The sequence below is a fragment of the Lacisediminihabitans profunda genome, from assembly GCF_008040105.1.
Classification (GTDB): Bacteria; Actinomycetota; Actinomycetes; order Actinomycetales; family Microbacteriaceae; genus Lacisediminihabitans; species Lacisediminihabitans profunda.
On record NZ_VRMG01000006.1, the window covers coordinates 30,437 to 51,745 of the forward strand.

The 21,309-nt window shown below is 65.1% G+C and carries 17 protein-coding genes and 1 pseudogene; 13 read left to right on the forward strand and 5 right to left on the reverse strand.

What is annotated here, in order from left to right; translation table 11 throughout:
- Positions 1-45 precede the first annotated feature (45 nt).
- From FVP33_RS08720 to FVP33_RS08735, 4 genes are all read right to left on the reverse strand, one after another.
- Positions 46-1,329, reverse strand: coding sequence for an FAD-binding oxidoreductase (locus tag FVP33_RS08720; RefSeq protein ID WP_147783276.1), 1,284 nt, complete (start codon positions 1,327-1,329; stop codon positions 46-48).
- Between the two features lie 12 nt (positions 1,330-1,341).
- The gene (locus FVP33_RS08725) at positions 1,342-2,109 is read right to left on the reverse strand and encodes an SDR family oxidoreductase (RefSeq protein WP_147783277.1); all 768 of its coding nucleotides are present in this window, start codon (positions 2,107-2,109) and stop codon (positions 1,342-1,344) included.
- Complete coding sequence (locus FVP33_RS08730) at positions 2,106-2,582, reverse strand: MarR family winged helix-turn-helix transcriptional regulator (RefSeq protein WP_147783278.1); 477 nt, start codon at positions 2,580-2,582, stop codon at positions 2,106-2,108. Before FVP33_RS08730 ends, FVP33_RS08725 begins: the two co-directional genes overlap by 4 nt.
- A gap of 1,110 nt (positions 2,583-3,692) precedes the next feature.
- Positions 3,693-4,259: an NAD(P)H-dependent oxidoreductase gene (locus FVP33_RS08735; protein WP_147783279.1), complete on the reverse strand. Its 567-nt coding sequence runs from the start codon at positions 4,257-4,259 to the stop codon at positions 3,693-3,695.
- Between the two features lie 119 nt (positions 4,260-4,378).
- On the opposite strand from FVP33_RS08735, the pseudogene FVP33_RS20085 reads away from it, so the two are divergent.
- The 5 genes and pseudogenes from FVP33_RS20085 to FVP33_RS08755 all read left to right on the forward strand — a co-directional run.
- Positions 4,379-4,570: pseudogene (locus FVP33_RS20085) on the forward strand (helix-turn-helix domain-containing protein); the annotation flags it as partial.
- Entirely contained in the window at positions 4,571-5,017 is a 447-nt protein-coding gene (locus tag FVP33_RS08740) for a hypothetical protein (protein ID WP_246142276.1), read from the forward strand.
- 227 nt (positions 5,018-5,244) lie between these two features.
- Positions 5,245-7,872 carry an ATP-binding protein gene (locus FVP33_RS08745; protein WP_147783281.1) on the forward strand — a complete coding sequence of 876 codons (2,628 nt, stop codon included), beginning with the start codon at positions 5,245-5,247 and terminating at the stop codon, positions 7,870-7,872.
- A 311-nt stretch (positions 7,873-8,183) separates the two neighbouring features.
- Positions 8,184-9,116: an alpha/beta hydrolase gene (locus FVP33_RS08750; RefSeq protein WP_147783282.1), complete on the forward strand. Its 933-nt coding sequence runs from the start codon at positions 8,184-8,186 to the stop codon at positions 9,114-9,116.
- Between the two features lie 106 nt (positions 9,117-9,222).
- On the forward strand, positions 9,223-10,452 hold the full coding sequence (locus tag FVP33_RS08755) for a cytochrome P450 (RefSeq protein ID WP_147783283.1): 1,230 nt from the start codon (positions 9,223-9,225) through the stop codon (positions 10,450-10,452).
- Between the two features lie 56 nt (positions 10,453-10,508).
- Here FVP33_RS08755 and FVP33_RS08760 read toward each other — a convergent pair whose 3' ends face one another.
- Positions 10,509-11,834 (reverse strand): MFS transporter, encoded by a 1,326-nt coding sequence (locus tag FVP33_RS08760; protein ID WP_147783284.1) that lies wholly within the window; start codon positions 11,832-11,834, stop codon positions 10,509-10,511.
- 227 nt (positions 11,835-12,061) lie between these two features.
- On the opposite strand from FVP33_RS08760, the gene FVP33_RS08765 reads away from it, so the two are divergent.
- The 8 genes from FVP33_RS08765 to FVP33_RS08800 all read left to right on the forward strand — a co-directional run bounded on the left by FVP33_RS08765 (position 12,062) and on the right by FVP33_RS08800 (position 21,280).
- Entirely contained in the window at positions 12,062-12,733 is a 672-nt protein-coding gene (locus tag FVP33_RS08765; protein ID WP_147783285.1) for a helix-turn-helix transcriptional regulator, read from the forward strand.
- A gap of 82 nt (positions 12,734-12,815) precedes the next feature.
- Positions 12,816-16,577, forward strand: coding sequence for a nitrate reductase subunit alpha (locus FVP33_RS08770; protein ID WP_147783286.1), 3,762 nt, complete (start codon positions 12,816-12,818; stop codon positions 16,575-16,577).
- On the forward strand, positions 16,577-18,235 hold the full coding sequence (narH, locus tag FVP33_RS08775; protein ID WP_147783287.1) for a nitrate reductase subunit beta: 1,659 nt from the start codon (positions 16,577-16,579) through the stop codon (positions 18,233-18,235). Before FVP33_RS08770 ends, narH begins: the two co-directional genes overlap by 1 nt.
- A 71-nt stretch (positions 18,236-18,306) precedes the next feature.
- Positions 18,307-18,918: a nitrate reductase molybdenum cofactor assembly chaperone gene (gene narJ, locus FVP33_RS08780; protein WP_246142263.1), complete on the forward strand. Its 612-nt coding sequence runs from the start codon at positions 18,307-18,309 to the stop codon at positions 18,916-18,918.
- Positions 18,915-19,679, forward strand: coding sequence for a respiratory nitrate reductase subunit gamma (gene narI, locus FVP33_RS08785; protein WP_147783289.1), 765 nt, complete (start codon positions 18,915-18,917; stop codon positions 19,677-19,679). Before narJ ends, narI begins: the two co-directional genes overlap by 4 nt.
- Before the next feature lie 149 nt (positions 19,680-19,828).
- The gene (locus FVP33_RS08790; protein ID WP_147783290.1) at positions 19,829-20,470 is read left to right on the forward strand and encodes a dihydrofolate reductase family protein; all 642 of its coding nucleotides are present in this window, start codon (positions 19,829-19,831) and stop codon (positions 20,468-20,470) included.
- A gap of 82 nt (positions 20,471-20,552) precedes the next feature.
- Positions 20,553-20,939: a nuclear transport factor 2-like protein gene (locus FVP33_RS08795; RefSeq protein ID WP_147783291.1), complete on the forward strand. Its 387-nt coding sequence runs from the start codon at positions 20,553-20,555 to the stop codon at positions 20,937-20,939.
- On the forward strand, positions 20,936-21,280 hold the full coding sequence (locus FVP33_RS08800) for a TfoX/Sxy family protein (RefSeq protein ID WP_246142264.1): 345 nt from the start codon (positions 20,936-20,938) through the stop codon (positions 21,278-21,280). The genes FVP33_RS08795 and FVP33_RS08800 overlap by 4 nt, the downstream gene beginning before the upstream one ends.
- Positions 21,281-21,309: the final 29 nt, after the last annotated feature.

Here is a 21,309-nt window from a genome sequence, read left to right on the forward strand (position 1 = left end):
ACCGCACCTTCGCCAAACTCGGTATCAGCCGACGGTCTCAGCTCGCTATAGTGCTGTCTCCGAACTAGGACGGGTGACGTCGAAGTTCTGGCTGAACACCCCGGCTGGGTCCCACTCCGCCTTGATCGCACGGAGCCTGCTCAAGGTGTCAGGTGGGAAAGCCTCGACGATGCGTCCGGGGTCGCGACCGGATTCGAAGCTCAGATACATTCCTGTCATGAGGGCATGTACAGGTTCCCACGCGGCGGCGAAACGTGGCGAATCACCCGCCGCAATTGCGGTCACCGAGAAGTTCTGGTGCCTGTGCGCGTAAGCCGTTGCGTCCGGCGGGACATCGTTGATCGCGCCGCCAGCTGAGCGGATCTGAACCATCTGAGTGCTGCCTTCCGCCAACAGCTGTCCGAGTCCGCGTGACACATCTCTGTCGAGATGATCGGCCAGACCAGTGTGTGTGAATGCCCGCTGCTGCCCGGTATGAGGTGCGTCTGTCGTGAGGGGGACGGCTGCATACGGCACGATTTGCGCGCGTTGGCCAGTCATCCCGGGCAGCTCAGTGAAGGGTGCGAGTGCGACTCTCGCCGCATCGGCGTCATCGGATGCGAAGACGACTGTCGCCTGGGCAAAGGGTACGGCGCCCGCGCCAATATAAAGGAACGCGGAAATTTCGCGGGGGGAGTGCTCAACGAGGTCGCCCCACCGTTCAAGGAACTCGGCGGCGTCGTTCAGTTGATAGACGATTGTGGCCTGAGCAACTACCGGGGTTGCTGCCGCTTCGAACTCGAACGATGTCACGATGCCGACGTTCGCGCCGGCACCGCGCACTGCCCAGAAAAGATCAGGCTCCTCCGACGCGGATACACGATGCAGCGCGCCGTCGGCGGTCACGAGCTGAGCGGAGCGGAGTCTATCGATTGTGAGTCCATGGGACCGGCCCATAAGACCGATCCCTCCCGTAGTGCCCAGTCCTCCCACGCCGACGTCGCCGGAGTCTCCCGAGCTGATGGCAAGTCCCCAAGGGTAGAGTTCCTGGGCGACGTGACCCCAATGAGCTCCCGGGCCCAATCGCACCATGGTGTCGCTGAGACGTGTGATGCCGTCGAGCCGACCGAGGTCGATGACGGTGCCGCCGACGTTCGTCGAGATGCTGCTGATGCCGTGTCCGCCACTGCGGATGGCCAGTTCACCGCCGGTTTCTTGAGCGGCGGCGAGTGCTTGGACAACCTCTTCCGCTGTGCGGGGCCGGAGAATCGCGGCGGGGGCGCCGGTGGCACCGTAGACGTGTTGAAGCGATGCGTAGTCGGGGTCGGCTGCGCGAACGATGTCGAGCATGAACGTGTGTCCTTAGAACTGTGGGGGAGTGGTGACAGGCCCAACGGCCTTGTCGACGAAATAATGGAGGACCTCGCCGGTCAGGGGGGAGGTGCCAGCGACCAACTCGGCAATGTGTGAGCCAATCTCGGTGCCATCGATCCACCTCCTGTTGTCGACGCCGGCGAGCTGGCGGGCACGGGTGCGGTCGACACCGAGAACGACCTCGTAGACACGAAGGCCTGTTCCGTCGAGCTCGGCTGCCAGGGTGCGGGTTAGCGACTTGCCGGCTGCGGCGCCTAGCGCGACCACTCCGTTTCCGGGGAAGGGAATGTCGGCGCTCAGGCCATTCAGCTGCAGGAGGACGCCGCCGGGGGCGAGAGTCGGGGTAAGTGCGCGATAGACCCGGAATACGGCCGTGAGGTTGTCTTCGACGAGCGCTTTCCACTCGTCATCGGTGATCGTAAGAAGCGGCTTGGTTCCCTGCTCGCCCCATGAGGCGATGCTCACCACGACTCCGTCGAACGGCCCAAACCTGGACGCGAGCGCTGCCGCCTTCTCGTCCAGGTCGGCCCCCAGGCCGTCGAGGGTCGCAACGTGGAGGGCGCGATTGCTGATGCGTTCCGCGAAGGTGTTGAGCCGGTCTTCGTTCCGCCCTGTGGCGACGACAGTTGCGCCTGAATCCAGCAGGGTACGGACGACCCCTTCGCCGACACCGCCGCCACCCCCAATGACGAGAACTGTTTTACCGCTGATGTCGGTGTTTGTCTGTGCCCATTGGGGCCCCGTGATGGTGATCATGATTTCTCCTCTGACGTCGTGTTGGACAATGTGTCGATGTGAGCTTGGAGGGCATTGAGTCCTTCGGCGAGGCCCTCCAACTGAGCGGGACTGAGTGCGGCCGCGAACCACTTCCGAGCGGATCGCAGGTGGGGGCCGATCGCTTTGCGATAGACCTCTTGTCCTACGTCGGTGACCACCAGGACGGCCGCGCGCCCGTCGTGAGCGTCAGCTTGTCGCTGGACGAGCCCGCGTTTCTCAAGTCGGCGCAACTGGTGTGACAAGCGGCTGGAATCCCAGCCGATCGCCTGCGCACAAGCGCCGGGCCGTACGCCCTCAGGGTTGAGCCTCAGGTGGGCCAGCACGGTGAACTCCGTATCGGACAGTTCGGCATTGGCCCACAGGTCGCGTCCCACTTCGCGTTTGAGCTTCTCGACCACGGTGTGAAGGGACTCCCACGTGTCCAGCTCAAAGGAGCTCATTTTATCTGACATGTCAGTAAATATAGCAGATAGCTGACACGTCAGGTAAAAGTCGTACAAATCGTCTACGGCCCCTCAAGAACGACCCTGCCCTGGCCCGAGCTTGCCCCCCAACGTGCACACTCATCCGACGCCGGGCGAGGCTCTGCGGGAAGGTTTCCATGGCCTGATCGGGCAGGCGATCAACCGGTAGAGCCTGCGCCACAGCTTTCACCAGCTCAGGAACGAGTTCACTTCTCGGGCGTAGTCGATGTGGTACTGGAAGAGGAAACCATGTCCGGCATCCGAATAGACGACGAGCTTGCCGCGCGTGAGCTGTGACACCGCTTGGATGCTCGGGTCTCGATGATGAGGCCGGCCGAGGCGAGGCCAACGATGAACATCGCGTTGTAGTCCGAGGTGAGCAAGGGGTCGATGTTTCCATCGGGCGCGCTGAGGCCGATGTTGTACACACCCCCCCCGAGGTGGCGGACGACGAGGAACCGCCCGTCCCCGGCGTCGTGCCGGCGCAAGCGGCCAATACGAGGGCGGCGGACGCGACCAAGCTGGTGAGAGCGAGGGCACGCCCTCGAGTGGACGTCATCAGCACATCCCCGAATCATCAGCACATCCCCGAAAGGGAAGGCGACTCTGATCGAGTGGCGATATCGGTGGGCATAGGCCTCTGTCTCCTTGGTTTCTAACGCATGAAGACGACTGCATCCGTGAGAAGTTCTACCAGAATTGAAAGGCCAGAACACCGCTGGGTGCTCCCCGTCGAGCCGAAACGGTGCGGCTGATGGCCACGATCCGGGCCGGCACGGCGGGTCTGCACGACGACTTCGGGGCATCGGCAAAACCCGGGTCGTCGTAGGGGCGCTCAAGGTGGATATTGCGCAGCACGGTCGGGATGCGGGACTCGCTCGTGGCTCACCCCGCATCCCTGGATCGGGTCACGTGGCGGCGATTCGATCCACCCCGGTGACGTTGTTCGGTGCCAATCCGGTAACCGTCCCGATTCGCGTGAGCGAACCGTCGTTTCCGACCGCGAACTCAGCGATCGTCCCCCCCCGCCGGTCGACTGCTCGAGGAGCTGCCTGCCGCAACTGCCGCAGGCTGGCCGCGCCTGAGCGAAACAGATCGCTACGCGGCGTTCTTCACCGGAACACCCGCAACGATGTCGCGCACCACGGCCGTCAGCTGCTGCATAACCTCGGAGTCATCCTTCGGGTGCAGTTCAGCGAAGCGCACGAGCGAACCAGGAACCGAGAGCCTGACATCCTCGAGCACCCGCGCCCCAGCGATGCCGAAGGACTTTCTGGCGTCATCGTGAGCCCAGGTGCCGCCGAACTGTCCGAATGCGCTGCCGATCGCCGCGACGGGCTTTCCCGTGATTGCACCGGCACCATAGGGGCGCGAAGCCCAGTCGATTGCGTTCTTGAGCACGGCCGGAATCGTGCCGTTGTATTCGGGCGTGATGACAAGGATCGCGTCGGAGCCCGCGATAGCGGCGCGCAATTCCGTTGCAACGTCGGGGACGGCACCGTCGACGTCTATGTCTTCGTTGTAGAAGGGGATGTCGGCGAGACCGTCATAGATCGTGAGCGAGACGCCCACTGGCGTGACCTGAGCCGCGGCCTCGGCGAGCTGAAGATTGGTAGAGCCCGCGCGCAGGCTACCGACGAGAACGAGGATGGAGATGTCTGACATTACTGCTCCTATGGTTACGCTGTGGGAGTGATTGGCCCGGGCGAAGCACCGAACGCTGTACGGAACCGGACCGGGGTCCGTTTCATTCCGAATTGCCTGACATGCAACTGGAGGTAGGAATGCTGACACGGCCGCTCCCGCTTCCATCAGAGCGTGCCGATGCTGCGCGCAATAGGGAGATCCTCCTCACGACGGCCCGTCGGCTGCTCGAACGTCGCGGCGTCGACGGGCTCACGATGGATGCCGTGGCCCGCGAGGCGGGACTCGGGAAGGGAACCATCTTTCGTCGATTCGGCTCCCGAGGCGGCCTCATGCAGGCGCTGATCAATGAGATCGAATTGGACTTTCAGCGGCAGCTCATCTCTGGCCCACCCCCGTTGGGCCCCGGCGCAGCCCCGATCGATCGCCTCGTTGCATTCGGTCGGGAACGCATCCGGCTGATCACACGGCAGGGCGACTTGATCCGCGCTGCGGAGGAGCCTCCCGAGACCCGCTATACCTCGCCGCCTCGCGCCGCCTTGCATCTCCATCTACGGGTACTCCTCAAGCAATCGGATTTCGAGGGCGACACTCAGGTGCTCGCGTTCACTCTCCTGGCCGCACTCGACGCGGCCCTTGTCTTGCACGAACACCGTGAAGCGAACATCTCTTTGGATCGACTGGCCAACGGGTGGGAGGAGCTTATTCGCCAGGTGGTCGCGCCGGTGCCGTCCGGTCACGCGCGACCCGGGGGCGAGGCCCTCGCGGAGCCCGTGTGAGGGCGACTTTGAGGTGGTGTAGCCGGCCAAACCGGAGCCGCCCGTGATGATCTGGTGCAGAGGACCCAGTGAGGGGCCCAGCGGTGAGAAAGCGTCCGGATTGCGGCGAGAATCTCGTCGGGCTCGGTGCCATGACCGGCCTGTCAGCCGATACCGCAGTAGTCCCGAGCCGCACGGATTGCCGCAAACCGTGGCGCGATAGCCGCTGATCGCGCCATGATAAGCACATGAATGGGCACGTCAGGCCCGTGATCCGCACACCCGATCAGCGGATCCGGGTGTTCGTGAGCTCGACACTTCGTGAGCTGGCGGATGAGCGGCGCGCGGTGCGTGCGGCGATCGAGCGACTCCGCCTCGCGCCGGTGATGTTCGAATTGGGCGCGCGTCCCCACCCACCTCGAGGCCTGTACCGCGCCTATCTGGCGCAGTCCGACGTCTTCGTCGGGATCTATGGCGACAGCTACGGCTGGGTTGCTCCCGACGAGAAGCTGTCTGGCCTCGAGGACGAGTACAACCTCGCGGCGGAATCGATGCCGAAGCTGATCTACATCAAGGCGTCGACGCAGCGCGACGAACGCTTGAAAAGTCTGATCGACCGCATCCGATCCGACGACACCGCCGCGTACCTCACGTTCGAGAGCGCGGCCGACCTCGAAGATCAGGTCGCCGACGACCTCGCGGCGCTGCTCGCGGAGAGATTCGACGAGTCCCGGGTCGCCGGCGACACCGAACTGTCGGCGGTGACGCCTTCGGCGATCGAGAAGATCCCCGTCGCGTACACCGCGACGATCGGCCGCGAGGGCGACATCGAGCGCGTGTGCGCCCTGCTGCGCCAGGGGGAGAGCCGGGTCGTCAGCTTGATCGGACCAGGCGGGATCGGCAAGAGCAGACTCGCCATCGAGACGGCGCGCGCCGTCGAGGATCTCTTCCCCGACGGCATCTATTTCGCGCTGCTTGAGGGCGTCCTCGAGCCGGGCCTGCTCGTGCCCACCATCGCCTACACCCTCGGCATCCGCGACAACGGCGAAGCCGCCCTCGAAGAGCGCATCGCGCACGCGCTGGCAGGGCGCCGTGTGCTCATCGTGCTCGACAACTTCGAGCAGATCGTGGATGCCGCCCCGGTGCTGGTGCGTCTCTACGCGGCGGCACCGCACGCCACCTTCCTGGTCACGAGCCGCATCGTGCTGCGGATCCGTGGCGAGCAGGTCTACGAGGTCGGCGCGCTGCCGACGCCGGACGGCGTCGGCGCGGCCACCCTCGACCGCACGCTGCGCTCCTCGGCCTGCATGCTCTTCGTCGACCGCGCGACGGCGGTGAAGCCCGGCTTCGCGATCACGGAGGAGAACGCGCCGGACATCGCCGACATCTGCCGGCGCCTCGAGGGCCTGCCGCTGGCCATCGAATTGGCGGCGGCGAAGGTCAGGATGCTGACACCCCGCGGCATCGCCGAGCGCCTCGAGCGAAGCCTGCCGCTGCTCACCGCCTCGGTGCGCGACATGCCTGAGCGGCATAGCACCATGCGCGCGACAATCGACTGGAGCGCGAGCCTGCTGCCCGATGCCCACCGCGGGCTGTTCGAGGACCTCGGCGTGTTTGCCACGCGCTTCACGCTCGAGGCGGTCGAGGCGCTGGGCGCCGGGCGATCGTGGGACGGGACGGCACTGGACAGTCTCGCGGCGCTCATCGACGCGTCGCTCGTGAAGCAGACCGAGATCGACGGCCGCGTGGTCTTCTCGCTGCTCGCCCTCGTGCGCGAATATGCCTTGGACCGGCTGAAGATCGCCGGCGACGCGGACACCATGCGCGCGGCGCACGCGGACTACTACCGCGGCTTCGTCGTCCGTACCGCTCCGCAGCTGCGCGGACTCGAGCAGGCCGATGCCGTCGCACAGCTAGGTCTCGAGCTGCCCAACCTGCGCGCAGCGGTTCGCCACCTGATCTACACCGACCGCCTCGACGACGCCGGCGACTTCGCGTGGAACCTGCTCATCTACTGGTGGATCGCGGGATTCTTCGCCGAGGTGCGGGCCTGGATGCTGGAGTTGCTGGGCAAGGAGCTGCCGATCACGCAGCGCACCAGGGCGGTGGCGTGGTTCCTCGCCCTGTGGGGAGAGATGTGGCAGAGGCCGTCGGAGGGTGTGGTGGCGGGCCTGGCCGAGTGCGTGCGCCTGTTCAGCGAGAGCGGCGATGAGGATGCGGCAGCGATGGCGCTCGCGGCGCGCGCGACGGCGCGCCTTCAGCTGCCGACGCCCGACGTGACGACGGCGGAACGCGAGCTCGCTGACGCCGCCGAGCGCCAGCACGCGGTCGGCAACACGTGGGCCGAGGCAATCACCGAGGTATCGCGTGGTCGCCTGGCCTGGTTGCGCGGCTTGCCGGACGATGCGCTGAAGCGCTTCGACCGGGCTGCCGAGATCGCTGAGGCGAGCGGGGACCTCTTCACGCGATCGGTGGCCGGCAATCATCAGGCGCGGCTGCTGCTGCTGCGTGGAGATGTGGATGCCGCCGAGGACGCGTGCGTGCGAACGTTGCTGGTCTCGATCCGCCTGCGTCACGAAGAGGGCATCGCCTACGGGCTTGAGGGACTCTGCGCCGTCGCGGCGGCACGCGGCGACGGAGAGCGAGCCGGCGCGCTCTCGGCCGCGGCAGCCGTCATCCGCCACCGCATCGGCGTCTTCGACGCGGAGGCGTTTCGGGTGCACACCCCGCAGCTGGACGCGGCCCGCGCGGCCGACCCGGCAGCGGTCGCGGCCGGCGAGCGCCAGGGCGCGGACCTCACGATCGGCGAGGCCATCGCGCTCGCACTTCCCGACTCCGACATGGATACGCTGCGACGGTCACTCGCAGAGTGGTGAGACCGAGTCCATTGCGCCACAGTTGGCCCGCCTGCACCGGCAGGGGAGTCACGGACGGCAGGCGAAGTCACATCGCTGACGCGGGACCGGGATTCGAGTGAACCCTGGCCGCGGACGTCGAGGATCGACGGACCGATGACGTCCAGGGCAGTCGCGCTGTAGAGTCGATGAAAGCTTTCAAAATGGAGATCGATGCAGGCCGCGGGGGACCGTAGTCGGCCGCGATTCAGCCGGCCGTGTGCCCGGCGAACTCCCCCTGACCGAGGTTCAGGTCAATCCCTAGCCGCCGCTACCGAGAGCCAGACAGAGCCATGAACGCAGACCAGGAACCTTCGACATTCGTGGCCGCCCTCCGGGCGCTTGAGGCAGGCACATTTCCGGTCGACCAGCGGCCGGATGTTGATACGGCTTCCCTTCGAGCGCGCTACTCCGACCTCGCCGAGGTGCGCCTGAAGGACGTGGTCGTTCCGGCGTCGAATGGCGACGTGGCAGGCCGGTTGTATCTTCCCGCGGGTGACTCGAAGGGTGCGGTCGTCTGGGCGCACGGCGGAAGTTTCATCGGGGGAGACATCGAGATGCCGGAAGGGAATTGGGTCGCTCTCGCGCTCGCTGCTCGGGGGTACTCCGTGCTGTCGGTGGAATACACCAAGGCTCTGTTGGGGGTGCATTTTCCGGTGCCATCCATCGATCTGCTCGATTCGTGGAACTGGGCTGACGATCATCTGGGGTTCGATGAGAGTCCGGTTCACCTTGGTGGCGCGAGCGCGGGCGGAAACCTCGCGGCGGGAGTCGGAGTGAGACTTCGTGATGGCGCGGGGAGGGTGCCGTCGTCTCTGGTGTTGGCCTACCCGGTCCTCCACGACGTGATTCCCGCTGCATCCGCCGAAATCCGTGCTGCGGTGGACTCGCTTGGCCCAGAGGCGCGCTTTCCTCCCGAAACGGTGCGTGAAATGAATCTCAACTACGCCGGATCGGAGGCGGCGTTGGGGGATCCCTACGCGTTCCCGGCCCACGCGAACCTCGCGGGAATGCCGCCGATCTTCATTATCAACTCGCAGTCGGACGATCTCCGGTCCTCCGGGGAAGGGTTTGCCCAGCAGGCGTTGGAGGCCGGTGTCGACGTACGAGTCGAGTGCGAGCCGGGCACAGTCCACGGTCATCTCGATCGGCCCCACAGCGCCGGAGGGCAGCGGAGCATCGCCCGCATCGGCGAGTGGCTCGATGGCTTCACGGTGGGCGCGTGACCGCTCCGCACGGTGATGGGTCCTGGCGGGTCGGCGGAGATTTCCCCCGCTGAGCGCGCTAGCGTCGGGCCAGAGGGCATGTCCACTTTTCTAAGGCGGCAATACGATGTCGGTCCATGAACCACACTCCGCGATCGGTGCCGCTGTTCCAGACTCGGCCGGTCCGCCGGTGATCGATCCGGACGCGCTGTTGGCCGACCAGCTGGGGTTATTCGACGACCTTCGCGGCCGCTGTCCCATTGCCGTCGACGGGCGGCTCGGTGTTGCGGTCCTTGGCCATGCCGAGGCGGTTCGGGTTCTCGACGACCCAGGAACGTTCTCCAGCGCAGTGTCGGCGCAACATGCCGCCGTTCCGAACGGGTTCGATCCTCCAATGCACACGCAATATCGCGAACTCATCGATCGCTTCTTCACCCGGGAGCGTACCGCCGAATTCGAGCCCGACTGCAAGACGGCGGCCGCCGAATTGGTCGCCGCCCTTCCCGGCGACGAGCCGGTCGAGATCATGGGCCGTTTCGCCCTGGACTTCGCACTTCGCGTTCAGCGTCGCTGGCTGGGCTGGCCGCTGTCGACCGAGCTGGCGCTCCGCGAGTGGGTTGTTCGTCGACACCACGCGATGGTTGACGGCGACCCCGTGGTGCAGGGCAGCATTGCCGAAGAGTTCGACCACGTCATCAGGGCGGTGCTGGCCGACCGTCGTTCGGGATCGGGCCCTCGGAGGAATGACCTGACCCAGGAGTTGCTCGAGCAGCAAATCGACGGCCGGCCGCTTTCGGATCCCGAGCTCATCTCGATCCTGCGGAACTGGACGGTGGGCGAGCTCGCGACGATCGCTGCAAGCGTGGGCATCGTGATCCGGTACCTGGCGGTTCATCCCGACCTCCAGGATCGCCTTCGCCAACACCCCGCGATGATCGCGACGTCGATTGACGAGATCCTTCGGATCGTGCCGCCGTTGATCTCGAATCGACGCGTCACAACGCGAGCCGTCGATCTGGGCGGCTTCACGATCCCCGCGCACGAGCGTGTGACCGTGCTGTGGGCTTCGGCGAACCGAGACGAGTCGGTCTTCGGTTCGGACAATCACTTCGATGCCGTCGGCCATGCTGCGGACAATCTGCTTTACGGCCGGGGAATTCACAACTGTCCAGGCGCCGGTCTGGCTCGGATGGAGCTGCGAACCGTCACGGAGGAGCTGCTCGCACGCATGGTCCTCATTGAGCTCGCGGAGGATGCGCCGGATCCGGCCCCCTTTCCCGATGGTGGTTACCGATCCGTGTCGGTGCGGTTCACCACTGGTCCGGTACTCGCGCCGCAGGCGGCCGCAATGGCGTGACTGTCACCCTTCGACCTGTAAGCCGGGCGCAGTCGCCGAGGACGAGGCTGCGACGGTCAGCTAGGGAAAGGCGCGCCCGGGCGTGCGTAGAAGTACCAGGCGAGACCAGTGCAGAATACGCAGAATATGGCGCAGCCCACGAAGAAGGCGAACGGGCTCACCACAGTCAGCGAGATGCCCACCACAAACGGCCCGAATGCCGCAATCGCAGAGGTCCAGGCGATGGCGCCGCCGGCCTGGCGCTTGGGGAAGATCATCGGCATCTGCTTGAAGGTCCCCGCATTGGCGAAACCGGAGAAGAGGAAGATTATGAGCATGCCGGTGAGGAAGCCCCAAAACTGACCGACGTTTGTGGGCTGAAGGAAGAATGTCGTGACGACGGTTCCGACGATCATCCCGGCGCCACCGATGAAGGTGAAGATCGCGCCACCGAACTTGTCGCACAGGGGGCCACACGCTGCGCGGACCGCAGCGCCCAGTAGCGGGCCGATGAAGGCGAAGGCGAGTGGGTTGGGGGCGTGGGCGAAGTGACCGTAGACATTGACGATGATGAGGCCCATTTGTGCGGCGAGCCCGCTGAAGGCGCCGAAGCTCATGAGGTAGATCGCGGTCATGATCCAGGTGTGCTTGATGCGGAAAATGTCCATCTGCTGACGGAAGTTTGCCGTGACCGGCACCCGGCGAAGGTAGACGGCCGCGAGGATGCAGCCGAGGATCGCCCACGGGATGAGCACCAACCCTCCATTGTGAAGCCAGACCAGACTGCCGTCTGTCGCGCTCTCGGGAGTCAGCGCCGCCGTGCCGAGCAGGCCGAATCCGACGACCCAGGGCAGCAATACCTGGATGAGCCCGATTCCGAAGTTGCCGAGTCCGGCCTGGAGGCCCAATGCCGTGCCGGCGAGTCGTTTGGGGAAGAAGTAGCTGGTCGACGCCATGAATCCGGAGAACGCTCCGCCCCCGATACCCGCGGCGAAGGAGAGCACCAGCAGCACCCAGTACGGCGTGGTGGCGTCTCGAGCGGCGAGCGTCCAGCCGAGCATGGGGAGGACGAGCAGGGCCGATGACATCGCCACCATCGCCCGTGTTCCCATTATCGGCGGGAGGAACATGAACACGAGTCGCAGCAGTCCTCCGGCGAGACCGGGCAGTGCGACCAGCCAGTAGAGCTGGGCCGGGGTCAGCGCGTAGCCGATCGAGTTCAGGCGGGGCGCGATCGCGCTTACCAGATACCACGTCGCGAAGCTGAGGGTAAGGATGTAGGTGGTGATCCACAACGTGCGCCACGCGAGCCTGGAATCCCACGTCTTCTCGTTCTCCGGGTCCCAGTTGGAGAGGTCCGGCGCGAGATCCGCATGAGCACTGGTTGGGGTGAGAGCGGGCATGATCATCCTCGGCGGTAGACGAGACTCGCCGGCGGACGCCCGCGACGCTGCAATCATCCCGCGAGAGCGAGATCACCTCAACAACCTAACGCCGTGAAAAATACCGGCGATCGGCCGAGCCGGATGCGTCGACTTCCGGAGCGGAGAGGACACGAGTGTCGAGCGTGGGCCCGAGCGGCTTTTCGATATCCATTTCAAATTGTGATCGGGCGGCCCATACTTGCCCCATGGTCACCCAGCCGTCGTCGTATCGGACGCTCGCATCGTTCAGCAGAATCAGCCTGCTGTACCACCTGCAGAAGCGGGGAACGATGACCGTCACGGACCTGGCGAGCGTGACTGGGCTGCATCCGAACACTGTCAGGGAACACCTCCAGCGGTTGATCGATGAGAACTACGTCACCTGCGAGCCCGAGGTCAGGGAGATCAAGGGGAGGCCGCGCATGATGTACAGCGCGGTCGACGGAATCGACCACCTCGACGACACCAAGCATGAGGCGCAGGTTGCCCTGGCGGAGCTTCGTGCGCAGCAAATGCGGATGATGCTGCCGATACGAGAGATCTCTCAGACTCGAGAGCAACGGCAGTTGGATGTGCTCGAGGATCACCTCGATCAGAGCGGATACGACTGGGACATCGATGATGCGGCAGGGCATATTCATCTTCACCAGTGCCCATTCGCGGACATGGTGCGCGAGCATCCCGAGGTCTGCGGCGTGCATTTCACGATCCTGCGCAGCCTGCTGAATCAGACGGGCGGACCCCTCGCCGTCGAGCGGCTTCACCCGTTCAGCGGGTTCGACACCTGCACGGTCGACATCGTTCACACCCCGCCCGTGATCAACGACGGCACGCTGGACCAGGAGCCGTCGATTATTCACGGCGTTTCAGTGTTGTAGAGGATTCGTCGTTGGTGCAGACTCGCGAAAAGGGCGTCGCCGGCCGGGGCGGGTCCGGGAGTCTGAGGAGTCCGTCGTGAAGATGCCTAAGAATTCTGCCTTCGCCGCTCGCGGCCGAGTGGAAGCCGTGACAGGAACCGCCTCGGACACCATCCTGAGTCTCGGCCGATTCCTTCGGAAGGGGGAGGCATCGACTGACCTGCGGTCGGTCTTTCTCGAGGGGGGCCGCGATGCCGATGCGTTCTATCGTGACCGCTGGACCCATGACAAGGAGGTGCGTTCCACGCATGGCGTGAACTGCACCGGGTCATGCTCCTGGAAGGTGTACGTCAAGGATGGCGTGATCACCTGGGAGACGCAGCAGACGGACTATCCCTCGGTCGGCCCGGATTCACCCGAGTACGAGCCGCGCGGATGCCCGCGGGGAGCGGCGTTCAGTTGGTACACCTATTCGCCGACCCGAGTTCGTTACCCCTACGTGCGTGGCGTCCTGCTGACCGCGTACCGCGAGGCGAAGGCGCGAACCGGCGATCCGGTACTCGCCTGGGCGGAGGTTACTGGTAATCCCGAGACGGCGCGCGCCTACAAGAGCGCTCGAGGCAAGGGCGGCCTCGTTCGCGCCAGTTGGGATGAGGCGGCGGAGATCGTCGCGGCGGCTCAGGTGCACACCATCAAGAAGTACGGTCCGGATCGGATCGCCGGCTTCTCGCCGATCCCCGCGATGTCGATCGTCTCGCACGGAGTCGGGAATCGCTACATCACGATGCTCGGCGGAACGATGCTGTCGTTTTACGATTGGTACGCGGACCTGCCCGTCGCATCACCCCAGGTCTTCGGCGACCAGACCGACGTGCCCGAGTCCGCCGACTGGTGGAACTCGTCGTATCTCATCATGTGGGGTTCGAATGTGCCCGTGACGCGCACTCCCGATGCGCATTTCATGGTGGAGGCGCGGTACCGTGGTCAGAAGGTCATCACCGTCTCGCCCGACTACGCGGACAATTCGAAGTTCGCCGACGAATGGCTGTCGCCGCACCCCGGCACCGACGGAGCTCTTGCCATCGCGATGGGCCACGTCATCCTCAAGGAGTTCCTGGTCGACCGCCGCACGCCGGCGTTCACGGACTACCTGAAGAGATTCAGCGACTCCGCCTATCTCATCTCGCTGGTGAAACGCGAAGACGCGTGGGTTCCCGGCAAGTTTCTCACTGCGGAGGCGTTGCCGGACACACCGGCGACCATGGCAAGCAGCCACTTCAAGCCCGTGCTGCTCAACCAGGACGGCGTCGCAATCGTCCCGAACGGGTCGCTCGGACATCGGTTCTCCGAGACCGACGCCGGCAAGTGGAATCTGGATCTCGAGGGTGTCGACCCGCTGCTGTCCATCGCGGATTCGCCCCACTACGACGGCGCGACTGTCGCCATCGACATGCCCCGATTCGATGTCGCGCCCACGACCGAGGACGACGAGCACGCCGGCGGAACCGGAGTGATCCGCCGTGGCGTTCCCGTCACCGAGATCGCCGGGCAGCTTGTCACGACCGTCTTCGACCTCCTGCTTGCCCAATACGGGGTGGGCAGGGAAGGCCTCCCCGGCGAATGGCCCACGGGCTATGACGACGCGTCGTCGCCGGGCACTCCTGCCTGGCAGGAGGAGATCACCTCCGTTCCCATGCAGGCCGCCGAACGCATCGGGCGTGAGTTCGCCCAGAACGCCGAGGAATCCGGGGGGCGTTCGATGATTCTGATGGGTGCGGGTACGAACCACTGGTTCCATTCGGACACGATCTACCGTGCCTTCCTCGCGCTCACCACGATGACCGGCTGCCAGGGGAAGAACGGTGGAGGCTGGGCGCACTACGTCGGCCAGGAGAAGGTGCGCCCGATAACCGGTCAGGCGCAGTACGCATTCGCGCTTGACTGGGTGCGGCCGCCGCGGGCGATGATCGGCACGGCGTTCTGGTATCTCGCCACCGATCAGTGGCGCTATGACGGTCTGAGTGCCGACACGCTGGCGAGCCCGCTCGCTACCGGCACGTTCGCTGGGCGCACGACTGCGGACTGCCTCGTGGAATCAGCCAAACGTGGATGGATGCCCAGCTTTCCGACATTCAACCGGAATTCCCTCGATCTCGTGGACGACGCTGCGGCGGCCGGAATGGATCCCGCTCAGTACGTTGTCGAGTCGCTGAAGGACGGAAGTCTCGCCTACGCCTGCGAAGACCCCGACGCGCCGGAGAATTTCCCCCGTGTGCTGGTGGTCTGGCGGGCCAACATCATCGGCTCATCCGGCAAAGGGAACGAGTACTTCCTCAAGCACCTTCTCGGCACCGACTCCGCGGTGCGCGCGCCAGAATCACCGCCCGACAAGAGACCGAACACGATGACGTGGCGGGAGGAGGCACCGGAGGGAAAGCTCGACCTGATGGTCACGAGCGACTTCCGGATGACCTCCACCACGGTCTTCAGCGACGTGATCCTCCCACCGGCCACGTGGTACGAGAAGAACGACTTGTCGACAACCGACATGCACCCGTTCATCCACTCCTTCAACCCGGCGATCACGCCCCCGTGGGAGGCCAAGACCGACTTCGACGCCTTCCACCTGCTGGCGAAGAAGGTCTCGGAGTTCTCCGCGGTGCACCTCGGGGTTCGCCGGGATCTGGTCGCAACTCCTTTGATGCACGACACTCCCGATGCGATGGCCACGCCCCACGGCGTTGTGCTCGACGACCAGGAAATGGTGCCGGGGGTGACCATGCCCCGTCTCACCGTCGTCGAGCGAGATTACCCGGCCTTCGCCGACCAGCTCGGCGCCCTCGGCCCTCTTACCGCCAAGCTCGGGATGACGATCAAGGGCGTCACTTACACGCCAGACAAGGAGATCGACTACCTCGGCATCAAGAACGGACTGGTCGAGTCCGGGCCGGCGGCAGGGCGTCCAAAGCTGACCCGCGACATCCATGCGTGCGAAATGGTGTTGGCATTCTCGGGCACCACGAATGGGCGACTAGGCACGCAAGGGTTCCGCCAGCTCGAGAAGCGCACGGGTACCGCGATGGCGCACCTCGCGAGCGACAACGAGGGCCGTCGATTCACCTATCAGGACGTTCAAGGAGCGCCAGTCCCGGTTCTCACCTCGCCGGAGTGGTCGGGGAGCGAGCACGGGGGTCGCCGATACAGCGCGTTCACCATCAATATCGAGCACTTGAAGCCGTGGCACACGCTGACCGGCAGGCAGCACTTCTACCTCGACCATGACTGGATGATCGAATTGGGGGAACAACTGCCGATCTTCCGCCCCCCGCTCGATATGCACCGCCTGTTCGACGATTCCATTGTGGGATCCACGGCCCCGACCGGGGCACCGCGCTCGGCCGGGAAGGCCGAGGTCGCCGTGCGGTACCTGACGCCGCACTCGAAGTGGTCCATCCACTCGGAATACCAGGACAACCTGATGATGCTGTCGCTGTCGCGCGGCGGACCCACCATCTGGATGTCTCCCCAGGATGCCGACAAGATCGACGTACGCGACAACGAATGGATCGAGTCCTACAACCGCAACGGCGTCGTTGTGGCACGCGCAATCGTCTCGCACCGGATGCCCGAAGGCACCGTGTACATGTATCACGCGAATGATCGCACCATCAATGTCCCGATCGCCGAGACGTCCGCGATGCGCGGCGGAACGAACAACTCACTCACGCGAATACTGCTGAAGCCCAGCCACCTCATCGGCGGCTACGCCCAGCTGTCCTTCGCCTTCAACTACCTCGGACCGACCGGGAATCAACGCGATGAGGTCACCGTGATCCGTCGTCGAAGCCAAGACGTGGAGTACTGATGCGAGTAATGGCCCAGATGTCGATGATCATGAATCTCGACAAGTGCATTGGATGCCACACCTGCAGCGTCACCTGCAAGCAGGTCTGGACGAATCGCGAAGGCGTCGAATACGCCTGGTTCAACAACGTGGAGACTCGACCGGGAATCGGTTATCCGCGCCTGTACGAGGACCAGGATCGGTGGAAGGGCGGATGGTCCAGAACCAGCCGGGGGCGCCTCAAGCTGAAATCAGGCGGGCGCATCTCGAAGCTGCTGCACATCTTCAGCAACCCTGACCTGCCGGAGATCGACGACTACTACGAGCCGTGGACGTACGACTACGACATGCTCACCAAGGCGCCGCAGGGCACCCAGAGTCCGGTCGCGCGGCCCAAGTCCCTGCTCACCGGCAAGAACATGGACATCAAGTGGTCCGGCAACTGGGATGACAACCTCGGTGGATCGCAGGAGACCGCGGCAGCAGACCCCATCCTGGCGACCATGAGCGAGCACGTGAAGATGGAGTTCGAAGAGACCTTCATGTTCTACCTGCCCCGAATCTGCGAGCACTGCCTGAATCCCGCCTGCGTCGCCGCCTGCCCGTCGGGAGCCATGTACAAGCGCGAGGAGGATGGCATCGTCCTCGTCGACCAGGATGCCTGCCGCGGCTGGCGCATGTGCGTCTCGGCGTGTCCGTACAAGAAGGTCTATTTCAACCACAAGACGGGCAAGGCGGAGAAGTGCACCCTGTGCTACCCGCTCATCGAACAGGGCAAGCCCACGATCTGCTCGGAGACCTGCGTCGGCCGGCTCCGCTACCTCGGTCTCATGTTGTACGACGCCGATGCTGTTTTGGCGGCCGCGAGCATCGAGAACGATCACGACCTGCTCGAGGCGCAGCGCTCGGTGTTCCTCGATCCGTTCGACCCCGCCGTGATCGCGGCGGCGAAGGCCGAGGGCATGGCCGACGACTGGATCGAGGCCGCGCAGAACAGCCCCATCTACAAAATGATCGCCGATTACAAGATCGCCCTACCGCTGCATCCCGAGTACCGAACGATGCCGATGGTCTGGTACATCCCGCCGCTGTCACCCGTCGTCGACGTCATCTCGTCGACAAACAGCGACGGTGAGGATGCTCGCACGCTCTTCGCCGCCATCGACAAGCTGCGCATCCCCGTCGAATACCTCGCTGGCCTGTTCAGCGCGGGCGACGTCGCACCGGTCGAGTCGTCGCTGCGCAAGCTCGCCGCCATGCGCTCCTACATGCGGGACATCAACCTCGGAAGGCAACCCGACGAGCGGATTCCCGCAAGGGTCGGAATGACCGGGACCACGATTCAAGAGATGTACCGGTTGCTGGCGATCGCCAAGTACGAGGATCGTTATGTCATCCCGAAGGCGCATGTCGAGACGGCACGGGAACTCGAGGAACTCGGCTGCTCGCTCGACACAGACGGAGGTCCCGGCATGGGTGGCCCGGGAGAGAACGCGAAGGGGCCGTACGGCAAGACGCCAGGGATGCCACTCAACGCGACGGTCGACAACTACAACGAGATGCGCGGCGGCCCGACCACGCCGTCGAGCCCGGGGCGGATGAACCTGCTGGGCTGGAACGGGAAGGGCGCGGTCGACGGCATGTTCCCGCCGGCCGCACCCGCGGGTGCAACGGAATGAGACAGCCCAAGCCAGCTCCGCGTCGTGTTGACGCCGTGCGTCTGAGCGACGACCAGTCAACGATCGCGCACATGGCGGCATCCATCCTCCTAGACTATCCGACCGACGAACGGCGGCCGCGGTTCGATGCCGTCAGAATCGCCATCCAGGGCCTTCCCGAGCCGGTACGCCTCGCTCTTACCGCCTTCCTCGACGCCGCCGACTCGATGTCGCACCAGGAGTTGCAGGCGCACTTCACCGCGACCTTCGATATGAAACGCAAGTGTTGCCTGTACCTGAGTTACTTCGCCGCGGGAGACACCCGTCGTCGGGGGATGGCGCTCGTGCGTTTCATCGAGGCGTACCGAGCCGCCGGGTACGAGATCGCCGCCGAGGAGCTGCCGGACTACCTGCCGATGGTGCTCGAGTTCTCTGCGGTGAGCGGCTCCCCGATCGCCCGCGAACTGCTCTCCTCCCATCGCGACGGCATCGAGGTGCTTCACCAGGCGCTCGACTCGGTCACCTCGCCGTACGCTCACGTGCTCGAGGCCATCGCACTGTCGCTGCCCGCGATCGACGATGCAACCCGCGCACGCTACCTCGCGCTGGTCAACGAGGGGCCGCCCACGGAACTCGTCGGCGTCAGCTTCCTGGGCAATCTCGCCCCGTTCTCGGCGACCGCCGGCGAGGGCGTGCACCGATGAGCGCGCTGACGTTCCTCCTCTGGGTGGCCTACCCGTACGCCGCGGCGGGGGTCTTCATCGCCGGTCACGTCCTCCGCTACCGCTACGACCAGTTCGGATGGACCTCCCGCTCCAGCCAGACCTACGAGAACCGCCTGCTGCGCTGGGCGTCACCGATGTTCCATTACGGCATCCTGATGGTCGCCGGCGGGCACCTCGTCGGCCTCTTCGTTCCCAAACAGTGGCTCGCATTCTTCGGCGTGACCGAGCAGATCTACCACCTCGGAGCCACAGGGCTGGGAAGCTTCGCGGCCGCGCTGACTGTTGCGGGCCTCGGCATCCTGCTCTACCGGCGACGATTCGTCGACCGGGTGCGGATGGCGACGACGCCGATGGACGTCGTCATGTACGTCTTGCTCACCGGGGCAATCGGATTCGGCACGATTGCCACCGTCGCCTACCAGGTCGTCGGGGGCGGCTACGACTACCGGGAGTCGATCTCTCCCTGGATCCGCAGCCTCGTCTTCTTCCAGCCCGACCCGTCCCTGATGGCGGGAGTTCCTCTTTTCTTCCAGTTGCACATTCTCACGGCGACGACGCTCTTCCTGCTGTGGCCGTTTACCCGACTTGTGCACGTGTTCTCCGCTCCCGTGGGCTACCTCGTGCGTCCATACATCGTCTACCGCTCCCGTGACGCGCACCGTGGCACTGGAGCGCGTCAGCCTCGACGCGGTTGGGCCGGCAGCCAGTTGCCGACGCGGAGCAGCGATCGGCGACCATGAGGTAGCCGGCGCAGGCGCGGTGAGCCTGGCGGGCGACTTCGGACGCCCCCCGGGGCATCGGCGAGTTCACGCGTGCCGGCAATAGTTGACAGCGCGCGAGAGCCGTGAAAATTTAGGCACTGTAGCCATTCACTGACCGAGGAGTCCCCATGGCCGTTCGCGCTGACCTCAATCTCTCTCTCGACGGCGTGGCGGTGACCGCCGACCAGACGCCGGAGAATCCGTTCGGCGAGGACTGGGGTCGATTGGTCGCCCCCTACGTCGGCACGCGGACCTTTCGCGAACGGGTGCTGCACGAGGGGAGCGGCTTGGGCACCACCGGGGTCGATGATCGCTACGCGCAGGGCTACTTCGAGGGAGTCGGCGCCGAGATCATGGGCGCCGGGATGTTCGGACTCCACACCTTCCCGGACAATCCAGACTGGCGTGGCTGGTGGGGAGAGGAGCCGCCGTTCGGCTTCACCGTCCTCGTCCTCACCCATGCTGCGCGCCCCCCGATCGAGTTCCCGAACGGCACGCGGTTCGAATTCCGCACCGCAGCTCCGGAGGAGGCGCTCGAGGAGGCACGGCGGCTGGCCGGTGACGGCGACATTCGCATCGGTGGGGGAGCGAGCGTGGTGCGCGACTTCCTCCGGGCCGGGCTCATCGACCGCCTGCACGTCGCCCTCACGCCCATCGTCCTCGGCCGCGGTTCCCGCCTCTGGGACGACCTGCATCTTCTTGAGGATGGTTACGACGTGTCATCCGAGCTGGCGGAGAGCGGCGTCATTCACGTGACCTTCACTCGCTGAGCGAACACCAGCGACGAGCGGCATCCGTTTTCACGAGAGGGAGGAACCCCGTGCTGCTTGACCAATGCCGAAGGAGTGATCCGTGACTGACGCGATCTCACCGTCCGCTCCAGCGGTTCTGCAGCAGTACTACCGCGTTCTCACCGCTGGAGCGAGTGCGTTTGGCGACGGTCAGGGTCTTCGGGCATTGCTGTCTGACCACCTCGACTTCACCGGATCACTCGCGGGCCATATCTCCGATGCGACGGACGGCTTCCGCAAGGGCGTGGCGGGCTTCATCGCGACCGTTCGAGGCATCACTGTGGTGCGCGAGGTCCACGATGAGCACGGATCCGCCGTCCTTTATGACGCCGAGATGCCGGGCGGCACCGTGCGCTTCGCCGAGTTCTTCACCTTCCGAGACGGAGTCATCGACACGCTCAATCTGCACTACAACGGGCAGGACTACCTCGGCAAGGGCGGTCGGTGAACGGCCTCGACTCGAGCCCACGGGATGCCCTCGCGCAGAGGCTCCGAGGCCTACTGGCCTCGTGCCCGAACGTGCGCGAAGTGGCCATGTTCGGCGGCCTATCCTTCATGGTGGACGAGCGCATGGCGGTTGCCGCCGGTCGTGACGGGGACCTGCTCGTGCGCACCGATCCAACCGAGCACGACGCTCTGGTTCGCCGAGGGGGAGTTCCCGCACGGATGGGCGATCATCGGCCGATGGGTCCGGGGTGGCTCACCGTGCCGTCTGCCCGGATCAGCGACGACGTGGAACTGGGCTACTGGGTCGAGGTGGGCATCGGCTCGCGGCGCTCCTCCGGTTAAGCCGCCCCGACGGCAAGCCGGATCGAAGG

Bases quoted from the DNA above. Each gene is read 5' to 3' on its own strand.
- FVP33_RS08765 (WP_147783285.1), top strand. From the start codon at position 12,062: ATGGTCACCCAGCCGTCGTCGTATCGGACGCTCGCATCGTTCAGCAGA.
- FVP33_RS08725 (WP_147783277.1), bottom strand. From the start codon at position 2,109: ATGATCACCATCACGGGGCCCCAATGGGCACAGACAAACACCGACATC.
- FVP33_RS08770 (WP_147783286.1), top strand. From the start codon at position 12,816: ATGCCTAAGAATTCTGCCTTCGCCGCTCGCGGCCGAGTGGAAGCCGTG.
- FVP33_RS08730 (WP_147783278.1), bottom strand. From the start codon at position 2,582: ATGTCAGATAAAATGAGCTCCTTTGAGCTGGACACGTGGGAGTCCCTT.
- FVP33_RS08740 (WP_246142276.1), top strand. From the start codon at position 4,571: ATGCAGGCGCTGATCAATGAGATCGAATTGGACTTTCAGCGGCAGCTC.
- narH (WP_147783287.1), top strand. From the start codon at position 16,577: ATGCGAGTAATGGCCCAGATGTCGATGATCATGAATCTCGACAAGTGC.
- FVP33_RS08735 (WP_147783279.1), bottom strand. From the start codon at position 4,259: ATGTCAGACATCTCCATCCTCGTTCTCGTCGGTAGCCTGCGCGCGGGC.
- narJ (WP_246142263.1), top strand. From the start codon at position 18,307: ATGGCGGCATCCATCCTCCTAGACTATCCGACCGACGAACGGCGGCCG.
- FVP33_RS08720 (WP_147783276.1), bottom strand. From the start codon at position 1,329: ATGCTCGACATCGTTCGCGCAGCCGACCCCGACTACGCATCGCTTCAA.
- FVP33_RS08760 (WP_147783284.1), bottom strand. From the start codon at position 11,834: ATGCCCGCTCTCACCCCAACCAGTGCTCATGCGGATCTCGCGCCGGAC.
- FVP33_RS08745 (WP_147783281.1), top strand. From the start codon at position 5,245: ATGAATGGGCACGTCAGGCCCGTGATCCGCACACCCGATCAGCGGATC.
- FVP33_RS08755 (WP_147783283.1), top strand. From the start codon at position 9,223: ATGTCGGTCCATGAACCACACTCCGCGATCGGTGCCGCTGTTCCAGAC.
- narI (WP_147783289.1), top strand. From the start codon at position 18,915: ATGAGCGCGCTGACGTTCCTCCTCTGGGTGGCCTACCCGTACGCCGCG.
- FVP33_RS08750 (WP_147783282.1), top strand. From the start codon at position 8,184: ATGAACGCAGACCAGGAACCTTCGACATTCGTGGCCGCCCTCCGGGCG.
- FVP33_RS08790 (WP_147783290.1), top strand. From the start codon at position 19,829: ATGGCCGTTCGCGCTGACCTCAATCTCTCTCTCGACGGCGTGGCGGTG.